This is a genomic window from Azospirillum mesophilum (genome assembly GCF_053470405.2).
Map to the genome: position 1 here is coordinate 155,854 of NZ_JBPXMQ020000003.1, position 18,807 is coordinate 174,660.

At 68.1% G+C, this 18,807-nt stretch carries 14 protein-coding genes; 10 read left to right on the forward strand and 4 right to left on the reverse strand.

Annotated elements, in window-relative coordinates; translation table 11 throughout:
* Positions 1-75 precede the first annotated feature (75 nt).
* The 6 genes from fusA (at position 76) to ACSVC7_RS04950 (ending at position 8,181) form a co-directional block, all read left to right on the forward strand.
* A complete protein-coding gene (gene fusA, locus ACSVC7_RS04925) occupies positions 76-2,220 on the forward strand; it encodes an elongation factor G (RefSeq protein ID WP_448203308.1) in 2,145 nt (714 codons plus the stop codon).
* A gap of 211 nt (positions 2,221-2,431) precedes the next feature.
* Positions 2,432-2,956 (forward strand): tetratricopeptide repeat protein, encoded by a 525-nt coding sequence (locus ACSVC7_RS04930; RefSeq protein ID WP_448203309.1) that lies wholly within the window; start codon positions 2,432-2,434, stop codon positions 2,954-2,956.
* A 108-nt stretch (positions 2,957-3,064) separates the two neighbouring features.
* The gene (locus ACSVC7_RS04935; RefSeq protein ID WP_448203310.1) at positions 3,065-4,591 is read left to right on the forward strand and encodes a DegQ family serine endoprotease; all 1,527 of its coding nucleotides are present in this window, start codon (positions 3,065-3,067) and stop codon (positions 4,589-4,591) included.
* 119 nt (positions 4,592-4,710) lie between these two features.
* Positions 4,711-5,388 carry a winged helix-turn-helix domain-containing protein gene (locus ACSVC7_RS04940; protein ID WP_448203513.1) on the forward strand — a complete coding sequence of 226 codons (678 nt, stop codon included), beginning with the start codon at positions 4,711-4,713 and terminating at the stop codon, positions 5,386-5,388.
* A gap of 10 nt (positions 5,389-5,398) precedes the next feature.
* Complete coding sequence (locus ACSVC7_RS04945) at positions 5,399-6,850, forward strand: sensor histidine kinase (RefSeq protein ID WP_448203311.1); 1,452 nt, start codon at positions 5,399-5,401, stop codon at positions 6,848-6,850.
* A 239-nt stretch (positions 6,851-7,089) separates the two neighbouring features.
* Complete coding sequence (locus ACSVC7_RS04950; protein WP_448203312.1) at positions 7,090-8,181, forward strand: AI-2E family transporter; 1,092 nt, start codon at positions 7,090-7,092, stop codon at positions 8,179-8,181.
* Positions 8,182-8,183: 2 nt separating this feature from the next.
* On the opposite strand, the gene ACSVC7_RS04955 is transcribed toward ACSVC7_RS04950, so the two are convergent.
* Positions 8,184-9,728, reverse strand: coding sequence for an MDR family MFS transporter (locus ACSVC7_RS04955; RefSeq protein WP_448203313.1), 1,545 nt, complete (start codon positions 9,726-9,728; stop codon positions 8,184-8,186).
* Between the two features lie 145 nt (positions 9,729-9,873).
* On the opposite strand from ACSVC7_RS04955, the gene ACSVC7_RS04960 reads away from it, so the two are divergent.
* The 3 genes from ACSVC7_RS04960 (at position 9,874) to ACSVC7_RS04970 (ending at position 11,816) form a co-directional block, all read left to right on the forward strand.
* Positions 9,874-10,464 carry an ABC transporter ATP-binding protein gene (locus ACSVC7_RS04960; protein ID WP_448203314.1) on the forward strand — a complete coding sequence of 197 codons (591 nt, stop codon included), beginning with the start codon at positions 9,874-9,876 and terminating at the stop codon, positions 10,462-10,464.
* Positions 10,465-10,698: 234 nt separating this feature from the next.
* Positions 10,699-11,502 carry an ABC transporter permease gene (locus tag ACSVC7_RS04965; RefSeq protein WP_448203315.1) on the forward strand — a complete coding sequence of 268 codons (804 nt, stop codon included), beginning with the start codon at positions 10,699-10,701 and terminating at the stop codon, positions 11,500-11,502.
* 101 nt (positions 11,503-11,603) lie between these two features.
* Positions 11,604-11,816, forward strand: a complete 213-nt coding sequence (locus tag ACSVC7_RS04970) for a hypothetical protein (protein WP_448203316.1) — start codon at positions 11,604-11,606, stop codon at positions 11,814-11,816.
* Positions 11,817-11,820: 4 nt separating this feature from the next.
* Here ACSVC7_RS04970 and ACSVC7_RS04975 read toward each other — a convergent pair whose 3' ends face one another.
* Entirely contained in the window at positions 11,821-14,364 is a 2,544-nt protein-coding gene (locus ACSVC7_RS04975) for a PAS domain-containing sensor histidine kinase (protein ID WP_448203317.1), read from the reverse strand.
* Positions 14,361-17,390 (reverse strand): chemotaxis protein CheB, encoded by a 3,030-nt coding sequence (locus ACSVC7_RS04980; protein WP_448203318.1) that lies wholly within the window; start codon positions 17,388-17,390, stop codon positions 14,361-14,363. Before ACSVC7_RS04980 ends, ACSVC7_RS04975 begins: the two co-directional genes overlap by 4 nt.
* A gap of 605 nt (positions 17,391-17,995) precedes the next feature.
* Between ACSVC7_RS04980 and ACSVC7_RS04985 the strand changes: the two genes are divergently transcribed.
* Complete coding sequence (locus ACSVC7_RS04985) at positions 17,996-18,241, forward strand: hypothetical protein (RefSeq protein WP_448203319.1); 246 nt, start codon at positions 17,996-17,998, stop codon at positions 18,239-18,241.
* Positions 18,242-18,306: 65 nt separating this feature from the next.
* On the opposite strand, the gene ACSVC7_RS04990 is transcribed toward ACSVC7_RS04985, so the two are convergent.
* On the reverse strand, positions 18,307-18,792 hold the full coding sequence (locus tag ACSVC7_RS04990; protein ID WP_448203320.1) for an SPOR domain-containing protein: 486 nt from the start codon (positions 18,790-18,792) through the stop codon (positions 18,307-18,309).
* Positions 18,793-18,807 lie beyond the last annotated feature (15 nt).

The following is an 18,807-nucleotide window of genomic DNA, read 5'->3' on the forward strand; positions in this document are numbered from 1 at the left end:
CCGACCAACCTTGCCGCCGGAGCGGACGACCGTCGTTGCGCTTCGATAGCCGCGTTACAGTAATGGATCCGCAACATGCCGCGCCAAACGCCTCTTTCTGACATCCGAAACATCGGCATCATCGCCCACGTCGATGCCGGTAAGACGACGACCACCGAGCGCATCCTGTACTACACGGGTCGTAAGCACACGATCATCGACGTCCACGAGACGAAGGATCTGAAGACTTCGACCACGACCGACTACATGGAGCAGGAGCAGAAGCGCGGCATCACGATTCAGTCGGCTGCCGTCTCGGCTTTCTGGCGCGGCAAGAAGATCAACGTCATCGACACCCCGGGCCACGTGGACTTCACCATCGAGGTGAACCGCTCGCTCCGCGTGCTCGACGGCGCGGTCGTCGTGTTCGACGGCGTGGCCGGCGTGGAGCCGCAGTCCGAGACCAACTGGCGCCTCGCGGACAACTACAACGTCCCGCGCATGTGCTACGTCAACAAGATGGACCGTTCGGGCGCGAACTTCCGTCGTTGCGTCGACATGATCAAGAACCGCCTGGGCGCCCGCCCGGTCTGCCTGCAGGTTCCGCTGGGCTCGGAAGACAACTTCCGCGGCATGGTTGACCTGATCGAGATGAAGGCCTACGTCTGGTTCTCCGACGACAAGGACAGCAAGTGGGAGATCTGGGAGATCACCGATGATCTCGCCCAGAAGCTCAACCTGACCGTCAAGGAAGACCTCGACAACATCGAGAGCATCCCGGCGCTCCGCTCCGAGCTGGTCGACACCGCCCTGGAGCAGGACGAGGCCGCGATGGAGGCCTACCTGGACAGCGGTGAGGAGCCGTCGGCCGACGTGCTGCGCTCCTGCATCCGCAAGGGCACGATCACCAGCGCCTTTACCCCGGTCCTCTGCGGCTCGTCCTACAAGAACAAGGGCGTGCAGCAGGTCCTGGACGCGGTCGTCGACTTCCTGCCGGCCCCGACGGACGTCGAGGCGATCAAGACGGTGGACGAGGACGGCAACCCGAACGGCGAGCGTCTCAGCTCCGACGACGCGCCCTTCTCGGCGCTGGCGTTCAAGGTGCTGAACGACACCTACGGCTCGATGACCTTCATCCGCGTCTACTCGGGCGTGCTGACGAAGGGCATGTCGATCCTGAACTCGACCCGCGGCAAGCGCGAAAAGATCGGCCGCATGGTCGAGATGTTCGCGAAGGAAGCCAACCCGATCGAGGAAGCCCGCGCCGGCGACATCATCGCGCTCGTCTCCCTGCAGGAGACCGAGACCGGTGACACGCTCTGCGACGCCTCCGCGCCGGTGATCCTGGAGCGCATGCGCTTCCCGGACCCCGTCATCAGCGTGTCGGTCGAGCCGAAGACCAAGGGCGAGCAGGAGAAGTTCTCGATCGCGCTGGGTAAGATGGTCCGCGCGGATCCGTCGCTCCGTCTGGAGACCGACCGTGAAACCGGCCAGACCATCCTGCGCGGCATGGGCGAGCTGCACCTCGAAGTGACGCTCGACCGCATGCGCACGGAGTTCGGCGTGGAAGGCAACATGGGCAAGCCCCAGGTGGCCTACCGCGAGACGATCACCAAGCCGGTCGAATACACCTACACCCACAAGAAGCAGACCGGCGGTTCGGGCCAGTTCGCCGAAGTGAAGATCGTGTTCGAGCCGCGCGAGCGTGGTGAAGGCTTCGAGTTCAAGGACGAGACGGTCGGCGGCTCGGTGCCGCGCGAATACGTTCCGTCGGTGGCCAAGGGCCTGGAAATGCAGAAGGAAGAGGGCGTGCTCGCCTCCTATCCGACTGTGGACTTCCGCGCCCGCCTGGTGGACGGCAAGTACCACGACGTCGACTCGAACGCCCTGACGTTCGAAATCGCCGCCAAGGCTTGCTTCCGCGAGGCCCTGAAGCTCGCCGCTCCGATCCTGCTGGAGCCGGTGATGAAGGTCGAGATCGTCACCCCGGACGACTATCTGGGCGACGTGATCGGCGACGTGAACCGCCGCCGCGGCACGGTGCTGGGCCAGCTGGAGCGTGGCACCAACATCGCCGTCGAGGCCCATGTGCCGCTGAACGAGATGTTCGGCTACATCGGCCAGCTGCGTGGCATGACCTCCGGCCGTGCGTCCTACACGATGGAGTTCAGCCACTACGAGCCGGTGCCGCGCAACGTCACCGACGAAATCGTGGCCGGCCGCAGCAGCAAGGCTGCCTAAGGTCCAGGGTTTGTTGTCTAAGAAAAACGGCCGGCGGATTGCTCCGCCGGCCGTTTTTCTTTGTGTACGTAATAGCACCAGCCGTTCGGATGATGCCCATTCGGGTGGAAGAGGGCCGAGCGGATGATCGCCTTAAAGGCGAGTGTTGCTCGCGGGCGACGCATCCCAATTTTTGGGAATGACCCGACGAATTCGCTTGCTCGTGGCCTTTATGGCCCTGTCGCTCCTCGCGGCCCCAGCGTTGGCGGGTCCGGAGGATTCGCGCCTCGATCCGTTGTTCCGGGACCTGCTGGGCACCAGCGATCAGGTCGCGGCGGAAGCCGTCGAGGACCGGATCTGGGAAATCTGGCTGGACAATCCGCGCCAGGACGTGCTGGCCCTGATGCGGGACGGCGTCCAGAAGCTGAACGACGACCAGTATGACGAGGCGCTGGCCCTCTTCGACCGGGTCGTCGCCACCGACCCGACCTACGTCGAGGGCTGGGACAAGCGGGCCAACGCCGAGTATCTGCTGGGCAACTACGACGCCGCCGTGCAGGACATCCGCCGCGTGCTGGCCCTGGAGCCGCGCCATTTCGCGGCGCTGGCCGGCTTGGGCCTCGTCTATCTCGCCATCGACGAGCCGGAGGGCGCCTTGCGCGCCTTCAACGCGGCGCTGGCCATCAACCCGCATCTGGACGGCGTGCGCGAGCAGGCCATGAAGCTCCGCCATCAGATGGCCGGGCTGGCGCTGTAGACCATTCCAACCCTGAAAATCATTTAATCCGGCCGCAAGGCCTCCGTGAGCCGCCGTTCGCTACCTCTAGGGCAACGAACCGCGCTTGCCAGCCACGGAGAGCCATCGATGACCACCTCCCCCAACACCGACCGCACTCGACGTTCGCGCCGGCCGGGGATGCGCCGGACAATTGCCGCCCTGCTGCTCGGCACCACGGTGCTGACCGGGCCGTTCCTGATCGCCAACCCGCCGCACGCCGCCGCCGCGGCCGTCCTGACGCAGGACACCCCGGCAAGCTTCGCTGACCTTGCCGCCAAGGTGTCGCCCGCCGTTGTCAACGTCTCGACCACCCAGGAGGTGAAGGCCGAGCGCGGTGCACCGCGCCTGCCGAACGTCCCGCCGGGCTCGCCTTTCGAGGAGTTCTTCCGCCAGTTCCAGGACCAGTTCGGCCCGGGCGACGGGGAGGACGCGCAGCCCAAGGGCAAGATGGGCTCGCTGGGTTCCGGCTTCGTTGTCGATCCGTCGGGCTACGTGGTCACCAACAACCACGTCATCGACGGCGCGCAGGAGATCACCGTCACCCTCCAGGATGGCACGGCGCTGCCGGCCACGCTGGTCGGGCGCGACGCCAAGACCGACATCGCGCTGCTGAAGGTGAAGTCGGACAAGCCCCTGCCGGCGCTGGACTGGGGCAACAGCGACGCCTCCCGCGTGGGCGACTGGGTGATGGCCGTCGGCAACCCCTTCGGGCTCGGCGGCACGGTGACCAAGGGCATCATCTCCGCGCGCGGCCGCGACATCCACAGCGGCCCGTACGACGACTATCTCCAACTCGATGCCGCCATCAACCGCGGCAACTCGGGCGGCCCGACCTTCAACCTGAACGGTCAGGTCATCGGCATCAACACCGCCATCTACTCGCCGAACGGCGGCTCGGTCGGCATCGGCTTCGCCATCCCGTCCAACATCGCCAAGCAGGTCGTCGCCCAGCTCAAGGACAGCGGCCATGTGGAGCGCGGCTGGCTCGGCGTGAAGATCCAGGAGGTTTCGCCGGACATCGCCGACACCGTCGGCCTGTCGCAGCCCAAGGGCGCGCTGGTCGCCGAGGTGACCCCCGGCAGCCCCGCCGCCAAGGCCGGCCTTCGCCAGGGCGACGTGATCCTTGCCTACGGCGGCAAGCCGGTCGACACCCTGCGCGACCTGACCCGCCGCGTCGCCGAGACCAAGGCCGGGGACAAGGTCGACATGACCGTGATGCGCCAGGGCAAGGAGACGACCGTCTCCGCGAACATCGCTCCCCTGCCGGCCGAACAGCAGGTGGCCTCCAACGAGGGCGCGCCGGCGGACAGCCAAGCCGTGGAGACGGTGAAGGGGTTGAAACTCGCCCCGCTCGACGAGGCGGCGCGCCAGCGGCTGGGGCTTGAGGACGGGGTGAAGGGCGTGGTGGTGACCGCGGTTTCGCCCAAGGCCGGCGACGTCCCGGTGCGTCCCGGCGACGTGATCGTCAAGGTCGGCGACCGGACGGTGACCTCCCCGGCGGACGTCACCAAAAGCTTGGCTGAGGCCGAGAAGGACGGGCGCAAGGCGGTCCTGCTTCTGGTCAACCGCCACGGCAGCGAAAGCTTCGTCCCGCTGAAGCTCGGCAAGGCGTGAGCGATGCGCCTCCCTCTCCCCCGTCCAGGGAGAGGGAGCGGCGCTCCCATCAAGGGATGCATCGAGGGATGCGTCGAGGGATCTATGGCCCCTGCCAAGGATGCGGTATTGTGATGCTCATGAAAGTCCTCGTGATCGAAGATGATCAACAGGCCGCCTCCTACCTCGCGAAGGGGCTGAAGGAGGCCGGGCACGTCGTGGATCTCGCCCACGACGGCAAGGACGGGCTGTTCCTGGCCGGGTCGGAGCATTACGACGTCATGGTCGTGGACCGGATGCTGCCGGGCCGCGACGGGCTGTCGCTGGTCGAGATCCTGCGCGCCACCGGCAACGACACGCCGGTGCTGTTCCTCTCCGCGCTCGGCAGCGTGGACGACCGGGTGAAGGGGCTGCGGGCCGGCGGCGACGACTATCTGACCAAGCCCTACGCCTTCTCCGAACTGCTCGCCCGCATTGAGGTGCTGGTGCGCCGACGCACGGCGGCCCAGCCGCAGACCAAGCTGGCCGTCGGCGACCTGGAGCTGGACCTGCTGTCCCGCACCGTCAAGCGCTCCGGCAAGCCCATCGAACTGCTGCCGCGCGAGTTCGCGCTGCTGGAATACCTGATGCGCAACGCCGGCAGCGTGGTGACGCGGACCATGATGCTGGAGAATGTCTGGGACTATCACTTCGATCCGCAGACCAACGTCATCGACGTGCACATCGCCCGGCTGCGCCAGAAGATCGACAAGGACTTTCCGGCGCCGCTGATCCACACGGTGCGCGGGGCCGGCTACAGCCTGCGGGCGCCAGAGTGAGACCGGGGGCGTGAGCGCGCTCGCCACCTCCCTCCTGCGGCTGGTGCACACCACGCCCTTCCGGCTGGCCCTTCTGTATCTTGCCCTGTTCATTCTGTCGGTGGGCGTCATCCTGCTGGTCGTCTACCGCAGCACCGCCGGCTTCCTGGAAGGGGAGATCGGCGAGACCATCGCGCTGGAGGTCGCCGGCCTTCAGGACCAGTACCGCAGCACCGGGCTGCGCGGGCTGGTCGATGCGGTCCGGGACCGCAGCGCGATGCCGCACACCAACTCCGTCTACCTGCTGACCACGCCGGGTGGGGTCACCCTGGCCGGAAACCTGTCGGCGTGGCCCGATGCGGCGCCAGGGGACGACGGATGGCTGCATTTCAAGGTCGCCGACTACGGCGGGGCGGACGACCGGCCATCCACGGCGATGGCCGTCACCTTCACGCTGCCCGGCCAGTTCCGCCTGCTGGTCGGCCGCGACATGAGCGAGATCGACCAGCTGCGCGGGCGCATGCTGGTCTCGCTGCGCTGGGTCTTCGCCGTGACGGTCGTGCTGGGGCTGGGCGGCGGGCTGCTGGTGGCGCGCGGGGCGATGCGGCGGATCGAGGCGATCAACCGAACCACCCTCCGGATCATGGCCGGCGACCTGTCCGGCCGTGTCCCGCGCGGCGGCGGGGGCGACGAGATCGACCGTCTGGCCGGCAACCTGAACGCCATGCTCGACCAGATCGAGCGGCTGATGACCGGCATGCGGCAGGTGACGGAAAGCGTCGCCCACGACCTGCGGACGCCGCTGTCGCGCCTGCGCGCCCGTGTCGAGCTGGCGCTGATCCACGACACGGAGGACCCGGAGGTCTACCGCGCCGTGCTTCAGGACACGATCACGGAGGCGGACCGGCTGCTGGCCACCTTCACCGCGCTGCTGTCCATCGCCGAGGCGGAATCCGGCGCCAAGCGCACCGATCTGGAGCCGGTGGACCTCGCCGGGGTGGTGCGGCTCGCCGCCGACCTCTACGAGCCCGTGGCCGAGGAAAAGGGCCAGACCCTCTCCACCGAAGTTCTGGGCGAGGCGACCGTGCGCGGGAATGAGCAGCTGCTGGCCCAGGCGGTGTCCAACCTGCTCGACAACGCCATCAAATACACGCCGGAGGGCGGGCGCATCGCGCTGTTGCTGGAGGGGGCCGGGCCGGGGCGGGCCGCCCGCGTGACGGTGGCGGACAGCGGTCCGGGCATCCCCGAGGACATGCGGGAGAAGGTGCTGCAGCGCTTCGTACGGCTCGACACCGCGCGGGCCTCGCCCGGCAACGGGCTGGGGCTCAGCCTCGTGGACGCGGTGGCGCGGCTTCACGGGGCGCAATTGGTGCTGGAAGACAACGGGCCGGGCTTGCGCATCAGCCTCGTCTTCCCGGCGACCGCCGTGCCGGCTGGCAGCCCGCGGGAAAAGGCCGGAACGTTCGCGCCCGCGACCGGCTGAACCGTTCCACCCAAAGGAAGACGGCGGTGTCCACCTCACCCAAGAAAAGAGCCCGCCGTTTCCGGCGGGCTTTAGGTGACATCAGCGAGAATGACTCCTTGGCGTCCCTCATGATATGGGGAGCCAACAGTCGTCGCGCATTCGGATAAGTGTGGTACATCGAAAGGCGTAGAGCGCGCACGGCGCAACACTTCCCCTCGCGCGGCGTTTCATCCGGGACGCGCAGATGGGAAGACGCCATGGACTCCACCCGACAGGCGGCCGAAGCGGCGGCCCGCATCGAACGGGCACCCGCCGGAACGGGCGGGCGCGCCATCTCCACCGAACTGAAGGTCTTCACCTGGAAGGTGCTGATCGCCGTCGGCATCTTCGGTCTGTGCTTCCTGGCCTGGCAGGTGGCCGACGCGCTGCTGCTGGTCTTCGCCGGCGTGCTGTTCGCGATCCTGCTGCAACGGGTCGCCGGCATCGTGGAACGCTATACTCACCTGTCGCAGGGGTGGGCGCTGGCGGTGGTGCTGGTCGGCATCACGGCCATGCTGGTTGGGGGCGGCTACCTGCTCGGCCAGTCCGTCGTCTCGCAGTTCACGCAACTGACGGAGCAGATCAACCGCGGCATCGACCAGCTGCCGCATCCGCTGCGGGATCAGCTGCTTCAGCAGGGGCGCGACGCCACCTCCTGGCTCAGCCGGCTGCGGACGGTGGCCTCCAGTGTGATCTTCTTCCTGGGCGATGCCGTGGTGGTGGCCTTCACGGCCATTTATCTGGCCGCCTCGCCGGCCATCTACCGGCGGGGCGTCGTGCTGCTGGTGCCGCCGCGCGGGCATGAGCGCGCCCACGAGGTGCTGGACGTCATGGGCGACTCCCTGTGGAAATGGCTGATCGGGCAGATCGCCGCCATGGTGATCGTCGGCGTGCTGACGACGGTTGGGCTGCTGCTGCTCGGCATTCCCAGCGCGCCGGCCCTGGGGTTCCTCGCCGGCCTTCTGGAGTTCGTTCCGCTGATCGGGCCGGTTCTGTCGGCGGTGCCGGGCATCCTGATCGCCTTTGCCCAGTCGCCGCAGGACGCCATCTGGGTGGCGCTGCTCTACCTCGCGATCCAGCAGACGGAGGGCAACCTGATCACCCCCCTGATGCAGAAGCGCGTGGTGGACCTGCCGCCCGTCATCACCATCGGGGCGATCGCTGCGGGCGGGGTGTTGTTCGGCATCCTGGGCATGTTCCTGGCGACGCCGCTCGCCATCGTCGCGCTGGTGCTCGTCAACCTGCTCTACATCGAGGACAAGCTGGGCGAGGGGCGCCACTTCCCGAGCGATGAGGCCGCGAGCAAATGACCCTACACCGCCTCCGCCTTGATCTCGGCGGCGGAGCGCAGGGGGAGTTCCTTCAGGAACAGGGTCAGCGCGAAGGACACCACGGCCAGCGCCGCCGCCAGCAGGAACAGGGTGGAGAAGCCGTGCTCGAAGGCGGTCAGGGCGGCGGCGCGGGAGCCCTGCGGCAGGGAGGCGAGGGCGGCGGTGCCGCGCTCCATCACCTCGCGGCCGTTGATGCCGGGCAGGCCGGCGGCGTTCAGCCGCGCCTCCACGTCGGCGGCGAAGACCGCGCCGAACACCGCCACACCCACCGACCCGCCGAGCGAGCGGAAGAAGCCGACCGAGGCGGTGGCGGCGCCCAGGTCGCGGCGGTCCACGGCGTTCTGCACGGCCACCGTCATCACCGGCATGACCAGCCCCAGCCCGATGCCCAGCGGCACCAGGATCAGCGTGGACCACAGCCCGTTCTCCGACACCGACGGCGACAGCGCGAGCGCCAGATACATCCCCGCCGCCAGCGCGAGCCCGACCAGCGGAACGCGCTTGTAGCGGCCGGTGCGCGCGATCAGGCGCCCGCCGCCGCCGGCCCCCAGCACCATGCCCAGCACCATCGGCAGCAGCAGCAGGCCCGACGCCGTGGCGTTGGTCCCGCTGACCAGCTGCGAGCGCAGGGGCAGGAAGACGATGCCGGAGAACAGCACCATGGCCGACACGGCCACCACCGGATTGGCGATGGCGACCACCGGCTGGCGGAACAGGTGCAGCGGCAGGATCGGCTCCTCCACCCGCCGTTCGTGGATCAGGAAGGCGGCGAACAGCGCCACGCCCAGCGCCGACAGGCCGAGGATGAGCGGGGAGGTCCAGGGCACCGTCACGCCGCCGCGCGACACCACGAACAGCAGCGTCGTCACCGTTCCCATCAGCAGGCCGGCCCCCAGGAAGTCGATCTTCGGGTGCGCGCGGCCGGTGGACAGGCGGTCGAGCGCGCGGGCGGTCATCGCCAGCGCGGCGATGCCCAGGGGGATGTTGATCAGGAAAATCCAGTGCCAGCTCAGCTTTTCGGTGAAGATGCCGCCCAGCAGCGGCCCGGCCACGCTGGACAGCGCGAAGACGCCGCCGATGTAGCCCTGGTAGCGCCCGCGCTCACGCGGGGCGACCACGTCGCCGATGATGGTGAAGGCCAGCGCCATCAGCCCGCCGCCGCCCAGGCCCTGGATGCCCCGGAACAGGATCAATTGCCCCATGCTCTGCGCCACCGCGCAGAGGACCGAGCCGATCAGGAACAGGAAGATCGCGACCTGAAGGATGCGTTTGCGCCCGTACAGGTCGCTCAGCTTGCCGTAGATCGGCGTCGTGGAGGTCGAGGCCAGCAGATAGGCCGTGACCACCCAGGGCAGGTCTTCCAGGCTGCCGAGGTCGTGGGCCATGGTCGGCAGGGCCGTGGCGACGATCGTCTGGTCCATCGCCGCCATCAGCATGGCGAGCGCCACGCCGCTGAACACGCGCAGGATTTCACGATGGGTGAAGACGGCGTGCTCGGCGGCGGGATCGGCGGTCTGGTCGGTCATGGGGCAGCCTTGGGGCTCGGCTTCGTGGTTCGAACGGTGGATCGCGTCGCGCACACCATAGACACCGGGACATTCCGCGCAAGGACTCCGCTGCGAATGGCTGCTACCCTCGCAACAGACATTCGCAGCAGCCGTTTCCCGTCCGATGCTGACCGTCCACGGCCTGTCCAACCGCGTGCTGAAGCCGGCCTCCTTCCAGCTGGGGGATGGGGAGTGCGTGGCCGTCCAGGGACCGTCCGGCGCCGGCAAGTCCGTTCTCCTGCGCGCGGTGGCGGATCTCGACCCCGCGTCGGGCGAGGTGCGGCTGGACGGCGCCCTGCGCGAGGACATGCCCGCGCCGGACTGGCGCCGCCGGGTCACCTACCTCGCCGCCGAGTCGGGTTGGTGGGCCGACCGGGTGGGGGATCATTTCACGGAACCGGACCGTGCTGCCCGCGTCATCGAGGCGCTGGGCCTTCCCGGCGGCGCGCTGGACTGGCCCGTCGCCCGCCTGTCCACCGGGGAGCGGCAGCGCCTCGCGCTTGCCCGCGCCCTGGTGCAGGAGCCGCGCGTGCTGTTGCTGGACGAACCCACCGGCGCTCTCGACCCCGAGGCGACGGAGCGCGTGGAGGCGCTGCTGCGCGACGAGCTGGCGCGTGGGGTGGGGGTGCTGATCGTCACCCACGCTGCCGCGCAGGCCGATCGTCTGGCGCACCGCCGCCTGCATGTGGACGCCGGAGAGGTGAGGGAGGCATGAGGGCTTTCCGAATCGATGCGGTCCCTAACCCCCTCTCCCATCCCCGATGGGAGAGGGAGGGACCCACCGCGAAGCGGTGGGAGGGTGAGGGCAAGGTTGCCCCGAGAATCCTGGCGACGCGCAGCGATGCCTGCCCGGAAAACCTTGCCCTCACCCTCCCGCGCCGTTGGCGCGGGCCCCTCCCTCTCCCGCCGGAGGCGGGCGAGGGGATTGGGCCGCTCGGATGAGGTGTCCATGCCGCTGATCCCGCTTCACTACACCGACCTTGTGCTGGCGGCGTTGCTGTTGCTGGTGAACGGCGGGTTGTCGATGCGGATGGCGCTGGGGCTGGAACGGCCGCTTGCCATCGCCGCGGTGCGCATGGTCGTGCAGCTCTCGCTGGTCGGGCTGGTGCTGGCCCGGCTGTTTGCGCTGGAATCGCCCTGGCTCACGCTCGCGGCGGCGCTGGGCATGCTGCTGTTCGCCGGGCAGGAGGCGGTGGCCCGGCAGGAGCGGCGGTTCGCGGGCTGGTGGACCTATGGGCTCGGCACCGGGGCGATGGGCTTCGCGGCGACGCTGGTGATGATCCTGGCGCTGACCACCGCCATCCGGCCGCAGCCCTGGTGGGACGCGCGCTACGCCATCCCGCTGCTCGGCATGGTGCTGGGCAACGCGATGAGCGGGGTCAGCCTCGCCCTCAACACCCTGACCGCGTCGGCGGTGCGGGAGCGGGCGGCCATCGAGGCGCAGCTCGCGCTGGGCTGCACGCGCTGGACGGCGCTGCGGCCGGTGCTGCGCCACGCGCTGCGCACCGGGTTGATGCCGACCGTCAACGGCATGGCCGCGACGGGGCTAGTGTCGCTGCCGGGTATGATGACCGGTCAGATCCTGTCCGGCGTCGATCCGACGGAAGCGGTGAAGTACCAGATCCTGATCATGTTCCTGATCTCGGGCGCGACGGGGCTCGGCGTGCTGACGGCGACGCTGGCGACGGCGCGGCGGCTCAGCGACGGGCGGCATCGCCTGCGGCTGGACCGGCTGACACAGCGAACCGGCTGAAGCAGGGGCCGGGCTGAAGCAGGGACATTGAAGGAACCATCCCGTCAAGCCGCCCGTTGATCGCGAATGGCACCATCCATCCGAGGCGGGGGCTTCGCGTCATGGCGCATATCGTGGAGATCCGGAACGGCGCGATCGTCGGCAACGACGAACCGACCGACGAATATCTGCCCATCGGCACCCACATCACCCAGGCCGATGGGTTCTACGTCAGCTTCGGCATGGACGTGGAAGGCCCCTACGCCCGCGACGAGGCGGAGGAGCGCCTGGGCCACCTGAAGGAGGCCACACGCATGGATCTGGAGCGGCCGTAAGCGATCAAGCCTCCGCCGGAGCCTCCGAACGGCCATTGCGCAGGCTTTCGCGGACGACGCGGTGCAGGTCTTGCGGCTGGATCGGCTTGTGCAGCAGGGCGCATTGGGCGCCGGCCGCTTCGCGCAGCCGGTCGGAGGAGGTGTCGCCGGTCAACAGCACGCCCGGCATGTCACGGCCCAACCGGCGGCGCAGCGTGTCCATCAGCATCAGCCCGGTCCCGCCGTCCGGCAGCCGGTAGTCGGTGAGCACGAGGGCGGGCTCCCAATCGCCGTCCATCAGCTCCAGCGCCTCCGCCACCGAACCCGCGTCGGTGACGCGGTAGCCCCAACCCTCCAGCATCAGGGCCAGGGCCATGCGGATCACCGCATCGTCCTCCACCAACAGGACTTCGGCCCCGTTGCCGTCGACCGCGCCGTCCGCATCGTCCTCCGTCGCGGCCGCGGCACCCGGCCGGGGCTGGGCTCCGGCTTCCATCGGCAGGGTGACGGCGAAGCAGGATCCCTGGCCGAGGCGGGAGGTCACGTCGATGCTGCCGCCCAGCATGTGGACCAGCCGCTTGGCGATGCTGAGCCCCATGCCCAGCCCCTCCCGCCGGTCGCGGGCGGCGTTGCCGACCTGATAGAAGTCCTGGAAGATGCGGTCGATCTGGTTCTCGGCGATGCCGATGCCGGTGTCCCAGACCTCGATCCGCAGGGTCCGGCCGCGGCGGCGCACGCCGAACAGGACGCGGCCCTGGTGGGTGTAGCGGATCGCGTTGGTCAGCAGGTTGCGCAGCACGCGCTCCAGCAGCGCCCCATCGGTGCGCAGGCCGAGGTGCGCCGGCACCGTCCGCAGCACGAGGTTGGAGGAGGCCGCGACCGTCGCGAACTCCCCATGCAGGCGTTCCATGATGGTGCCGACGTCCACCGCGCCGAGGCTGGGGGTGATGAGCCCGGCCTCCAGCTTCGAGATGTCCAGCAGGCAGTCGAGCAGCCCGCCCAGCGACGTGACCGTGTCGCGCAGCTGGCTGGCAATCCGCCGCGCCTCCTCCTGCATCGGTTCCTTCAGCAGCAGGCCGCTCAGCAGCATCAGCGCCTGGGCGGGCTGGCGCAGGTCGTGGCTGGCCGCCGCCATGAAGCGTTCCTTGGCGTCCAGCGCGACGTTCAGGTCGCGCTCCATCGACTTGATGGCCGAGATGTCGGTGACGCTGGTGACCACCGCCTCCACCGCGCCGCCGGGGGCCAGCACCGGGTGGCTGGACACGCGCAGCCAGCGCGTGGACGCGGCGGCGCCGTCGCCCTGCGCGATGCCGACGATCTGCTCGACGACCGGCTTGCCGCTGTCTGCCGCCTGGGCCGTGGGCGGCAGCCCGGTCAGGCGCGCGCCGTCGGTTCCGATGAAGCGCCGGCCGCCGGCCGTGGTCGCCCGGTCACCGAGCGTGCGCGTGTTGAAGGGCTTGGCGCGCGGGTCGAGAAGGACACCGGCCGGGCCGGCCATCAACCGCTCCGCCATGGCGTTGGCGACCTGCACCGTGCCGTCGGTGGAGCGCATCACCAGCCCTTCGTCCAGCGACTGGACCAGCGTGCGGTGCCGCCGCTCGCTGACGGCCAGGGCCTCCTCGGTGGCGCGGCGGGCGGTCACGTCGCGGACCGCCACCACGGCGCCGGTGATCTGGCCGTGCTCGACGATGGGGGAGATGGTCAGCTCCGCCACGAAGGCTGAGCCGTCGCGGCGGGACAGGCGGCCCTCGGCGGCCTTCCGGACCTGCCCGTCGGCCAGCGCCAGCATCACCGCGCGCTTGGCCTCCAGGCCGTCGGCCTCGGCCCCGTCGAACAGGGAGGAAAAGCGCCGCCCGACCAGCTCAGCCGCATCGAAGCCCGTCATGTCCTGGGCTGCCGCGTTCACGAAGCTGATGGCGCCGTCCACGTCCAGGCCGAAGATGCCGTCGGCAACCGCCTGGAGGATGTGGTGGTAGGCGGCGCGGGCGCGCTCCGCCTCCTCGCGGGCCTGCTGCACCTCGCGGACCCAGGCGTTGCGCTCGGTCACGTCGGTGACGGTCAACAGGATGTCTCCCTTGTCGCCGTCCTCCAGGTTCACGATCCGCGCGTCGGTCAGCCCGTCGATGGGGCCGCGCGCGCCGACGAGGACATATTCCTGGCGCGTCCATTGCCCGGTTTCGCGCAGGCGGTTCAGCGCGGTGAACAGGCGCCCGTGGTCCAGCGATTCCACCAGAAGGGTCAGCGGCCGGCCCTTCAGGCGGCGCATGGGCATGCCAAACTGCCGCTCCGCCGCGGCGTTGGCCTCGCAGACGATGCCGGCGGCGTTGACGGTGAAGCAGGCCAGCGGGACCGACTGGAACAGCTGCAGATATTCGATGCGCGAGGCTTCCAGCGCCTGTTGGGCGGTGCGCAGTTCCTCGTTCTGGATTTCCAGTTCGGCCTGATGGACGTACAGCTCGTGCACCACCTCCTTCAGGGTGGTGGCCGAGATCTCGGCCCCCTCGAAGCCGCCGGAATTGAGCGCCTGCTCGGCGCGCCGGCGCAGGCGGTCGTTCAGCAGGTCGGTCACGCCGCCCCTCCGCCGCCTTTGCCCTTGCTGTTCGATGCCGCCGGACGGGCGCTGAGGCGCAGTTCCATCTGCTTGCGGTTGGTGATGTTGATGTGGCTCACGACCGCTCCGCCGGAGGGTTCGTTCAGACGGCAGGCGTGCATCATGAACCAGCGCTCCTCCATGGCGGAGTGGCAGGGATATTCAATGGTGAAGTGGCCGATCTCGCCGGCCAGGATTTGGCGAAGCCCATCGTTCACGGCGCGGGCGATCTCCTCGCCCTCGCTCCCCTCCTGGGTGGTGCACACCTCAAGATAGTTGGTGCCCGGTCCGCAGCGTTCCAGCGCGGGCACGCCGTTGTTGGCGCCGAAGCTCCGCCAGGCGGCGTTGACCATGGTGATGATGCCCTGGGCGTCGATGACCGCGACATGCTCCGGCAGGCTGTTGATCACCGTCTGGAGCCGCTGTTCCGCCTCCTTGGCGGCGGTGACGTCCACGAAGGTGACGACGACCCCCGCGACCTGGTTCTTGTCGGTCAGATAGGGGAGGATGCGCGTCTGGATCCAGCGCTCGGCGCGCACCTGGACGTGGCGCTCGATGGGGGTGTGGGACGCGAACACCGCGTTGATGTCCGCCAGGAAGTCCGGATAATCGAGGTTGGTCGACAGATGCGTGATCGACCGCCCGACGTCGCGCGGGATGATGTTGATGAAGCGCGCCGCCGCCGGGGTGAAACGCCGGATCACCATGCCGTCGTCGAGGAAGACGGTGCCGATCTCGGTGGAGCGCAACAGGTTGTCCAGGTCGTTGGTGACCTCGGTCAGCTCCTCCACCTTCGCCTGATACTCGGCGTTGACGGAGTACAGCTCCTCATTGACCGACTGAAGTTCCTCGTTGGTGCTTTGCAGCTCTTCGTTGGAGGCGAGAAGCTCTTCGTTCGTGGCCTGGAGTTCCTCGTTGGCGGTCTCCAGCTCCTCGATGGTGGCCTGCAGGTTCTCGCCGCGCGACAGCAATTCCTGCTCCAGCCCCTGGATGCGCTCGGCGGCGTCGGCGTCGAAGTCGAAGTTGGAATCGGGCACCGGAAGCATCGGGCTCGCCGGGTCCAGCAGAACCAGCGCGAAGCGCCGCCCGGTCTTGCGCACCACGAAGGGCTTCACGCGCAGGCTGATGGCCGGCAGGCCTTCCCGGTCCTTCACCGGGATGCTGGACAGCGCGAACTCCTCGCCGGAGCGGAAGGCGCGGGTGAGCGCCGTGCCGACCACCATGGACACGGAGGAGGGCAGCAGCTTCAGCGCGTTCAGGGTCGCCTCGCCAGCCGGCACCTTCAGGATGGCCGAGGCGTCGCCGAAGACGTGCATGATGTTCATCTGGTCGTTGACCAGCAGGCAGGGCGGCACATAGGCCTTCATCAACGTGCCGATGGCCTCGTCGATGGCGGCCCCTTCCTCCTGGGCGTGGCCCACGGCGTCGTCGGTATGGCGGGCCAGCGGGGCCGCCACGGTCGGCACCAACAGGCGCGACAGGCGGTGCGTCCCGGCGCGCAGGCTCTGGAAGACCTTGTTGCGGCTGTCCAGCGCGTTGAAATCGGTGGACAGCTCGCCCAGCGTCTCGCTGGTGCCCAGGAACAGGAAGCCGTTCTGGCGCAACGCGTACTGGAACAGGCTCAGCACCTTCCGCTGGAGCGGCGCGTCCATGTAGATCAGCAGGTTGCGGCAGCTGACCAGGTCGATCTTGGTGAAGGGCGGGTCGCGCATGATGTTGTGGACGGCGAACACCACCATTCGGCGGATGTCGCGCGCCACCACATACTTGTCGCCGCGTTGGGTGAAAAAGCGGGCCAGACGTTCCTGCGACACGTCCTCGGCGATGGAGCGCGGGTACTCGCCCAGGCTGGCGACCTCAATGCTGTCCTGGTCGATGTCGGTGGCGAAGATCTTGACGTCGAACGTGCGGCCCAGCCGTTCCTGCGCCTCGGCGAACAGGATGGCGATGGAGTAGGCCTCCTCGCCCGTGGCGCAGCCGCAGACCCAGACGCGGACCATGTCGTTACGGCTGCGGTTCGACAGCAGGGCGGGGACAACCTTGTCGGCCAGCGCCGCGAAGGCGGCCTCGTCGCGGAAGAAGCGGGTGACGCCGATCAGCATCTCTTTGTAGAGGTTGACCGTTTCGGCGTTGTTCCGGCGCAGCAGGGCCGCGTAGTCCTCCATCGCGTCCAGCCCGGCGGCGTGCATCCGCCGCTCGATCCGGCGCAGCAGGGTGGCCAGCTTGTAGTGGGAGAAATCGACACCGGTGACCGACCGGATGGCCGCCACGATCTGACCCAGCGGGTCGCTGACCCCGTCACCGCCCCTTCCGCGTGGGCGCGCGGCCTTCGGGTTGCGGGTCAGCGTCCGTTGCGCGTGCGCGATCAGGGCGGCCGGCAGCTTGTCCGGGGACAGGGTGGCGTCCACCTGACCGGTGGCGAGCGCACTGCGCGGCATGCCGTCGAACTGGGCTGTTTCCGGATCCTGCACGGCGGTGAAGCCGCCCGCCGACTTGATGGCGAGCAGGCCGCGCGTGCCATCCGACCCGGTGCCCGAGAGGACGACGCCCAGCGCCAGCGGCCCCTGGTCCTGGGCCAGCGCGGTGAAGAAGATGTCGATGGGCAGGCTCATGCCGTTGCCGGCGTCCTTGGCGGTCAGGCGCAGCCGCCCCTCGTCGATGGACAGGTGCTTGGCCGGCGGCAGCAGATAGACGGTGTTCCGTTCCACCGGCATGCCGTCGGCGGCCTGCACGACCGCCATGGTCGTGTGCTTGCCGAGAAGATCGACCATCAGGCTCTTGTGCACCGGCGACAGGTGCTGGATGACCACATAGGCAAGGTCGCTGTCACCCGGCACGTTGTCGAAGAAGCGCTGCAGGGCTTCCAACCCGCCGGCCGACGCGCCGATGCCGACGATGCAGCAGCCGCGCTCCCCGCCCGTCGCAGGGTCGGGATGATCGTGGTCTTCGGCCTTCGCAGTGTCGGTCATGTGGTCGCTGGCGGCGACGTCATCGTCGATGTGCACGGTGCGTCCGTGAGTTGTGTCTTCAATAGGTGGCAAAGCTGACGGTCGCCTTATCGAACGACATAATCCCATCCACCAGCCTTGGAAAGCCCCCCCTGTCCGTAACGGTTTCGCCACAAAGGGTTGCGTGCCTATATCGCGACAAGATTTCTTGGTCAACCAAGATAAAACCGGGGCGCATTTTGTCATCGAGGAAACAAGAAAACGCTTATCTTCAGATGATTCAAGTGCCAGGGCCTCACCTTAATGTGTAGGTCTTAGGTAATATAGTGCGGGAATTTCGGGTGGAATGCCGTTGCAACAGAATGTTTGCGTATCAAACGAATTGGCATTCGCTGTGTGGACGTGCCGCTGAGGGAACGCGTGAAACGCTCAATGGGCAGGCCTCGATTCAGTGGGCTTTCTACCTGAAAGATTTCTGTGACATTGCCGGAAGTATAGGCCTTCATCCGGCTGCTTACCCAAAACGTATACTGTGGTGCCGACACAACACTGTGCAGGATTTGCTACTTCGTGGCGTCTTGACGCTTTACGGGGTTGGCCCTTTGCGCAATCTTTATTCTGTAGCCCCTAATCATTGGACGTGTGGGAAAGGAGTGCGCCAGATGGAGCGTGAGGACGAATGTGCTCTCGACCGATATATCGCGGCGATTCCGCCTAAACTCAGATTGATGGCGAGGGCTGCCTATGAGGAGTTGGCGAACAACCCCTTTTTGCCGGTTTTTTCCAAGGATGAGATCGCGCGGCTGATCTGTTCGCCGGGCTTCCAGAGCTACCTGGAAGGCGACGGCCGATCTGGCGCCAACTCCTTCCTCTTGCTCTGTTCGGCGAACCTTTCCACACGTCATTGACCATCGCTTCCGCCCCTTCCCGCCCTTTGGCGGGGAGGGGCTTTGTTTCTTTCACCGGCCCCTTTTCAACGAACCGGATGCCCGCCCGTTCCCGGCGGCATTTCCAGCGGCCGGCAATAATCGACCCGTCCCTTCAGCGACGCGCAGAAGCCGGCCGCGTCGGCCCGGCTGGCGAACGGCCCAGCGGCGACACGGACCCATTGGCCCTTGTCGGGAAGGACGGTCGGCAGGAAGCGGGGCTCCACCTTCGCCAAGTCCGGCGCGTGCGCGCGCAATTCCGCCCATCCCCTCTGTGCGGCGGCTTCGCTCCGGTAGGACGCGAGGTGCACGACGAATCCACCTGGGAATCCGCCCGCAGGCGCCGCGATGCCGGCCGCTGGCGGTTGCGGCGGGGCAGCCGGGAGCGGGGCGGGGGCGGGGATCGCCGCCGTCATGGCTTCCGACACAGCCGGGGGCGCGGCCGCGCGTTCCGGCGGCCTTTGCGGAATGTAGGCGGGCTGATTGGACAGTCCAAACAGCATCGCTGCGGTGTGGATGAAGCTGAAGGACATGTCGGACCCCGCCCG

What these genes read in the sequence shown, in the direction of transcription:
- ACSVC7_RS04970 (WP_448203316.1), top strand. Translation starts at nt 11,604, where the DNA reads ATGGCGCATATCGTGGAGATCCGGAACGGCGCGATCGTCGGCAACGAC.
- ACSVC7_RS04985 (WP_448203319.1), top strand. Translation starts at nt 17,996, where the DNA reads ATGGAGCGTGAGGACGAATGTGCTCTCGACCGATATATCGCGGCGATT.
- ACSVC7_RS04940 (WP_448203513.1), top strand. Translation starts at nt 4,711, where the DNA reads ATGAAAGTCCTCGTGATCGAAGATGATCAACAGGCCGCCTCCTACCTC.
- ACSVC7_RS04965 (WP_448203315.1), top strand. Translation starts at nt 10,699, where the DNA reads ATGCCGCTGATCCCGCTTCACTACACCGACCTTGTGCTGGCGGCGTTG.
- fusA (WP_448203308.1), top strand. Translation starts at nt 76, where the DNA reads ATGCCGCGCCAAACGCCTCTTTCTGACATCCGAAACATCGGCATCATC.
- ACSVC7_RS04955 (WP_448203313.1), bottom strand. Translation starts at nt 9,728, where the DNA reads ATGACCGACCAGACCGCCGATCCCGCCGCCGAGCACGCCGTCTTCACC.
- ACSVC7_RS04930 (WP_448203309.1), top strand. Translation starts at nt 2,432, where the DNA reads ATGGCCCTGTCGCTCCTCGCGGCCCCAGCGTTGGCGGGTCCGGAGGAT.
- ACSVC7_RS04935 (WP_448203310.1), top strand. Translation starts at nt 3,065, where the DNA reads ATGACCACCTCCCCCAACACCGACCGCACTCGACGTTCGCGCCGGCCG.
- ACSVC7_RS04950 (WP_448203312.1), top strand. Translation starts at nt 7,090, where the DNA reads ATGGACTCCACCCGACAGGCGGCCGAAGCGGCGGCCCGCATCGAACGG.
- ACSVC7_RS04960 (WP_448203314.1), top strand. Translation starts at nt 9,874, where the DNA reads ATGCTGACCGTCCACGGCCTGTCCAACCGCGTGCTGAAGCCGGCCTCC.
- ACSVC7_RS04990 (WP_448203320.1), bottom strand. Translation starts at nt 18,792, where the DNA reads ATGTCCTTCAGCTTCATCCACACCGCAGCGATGCTGTTTGGACTGTCC.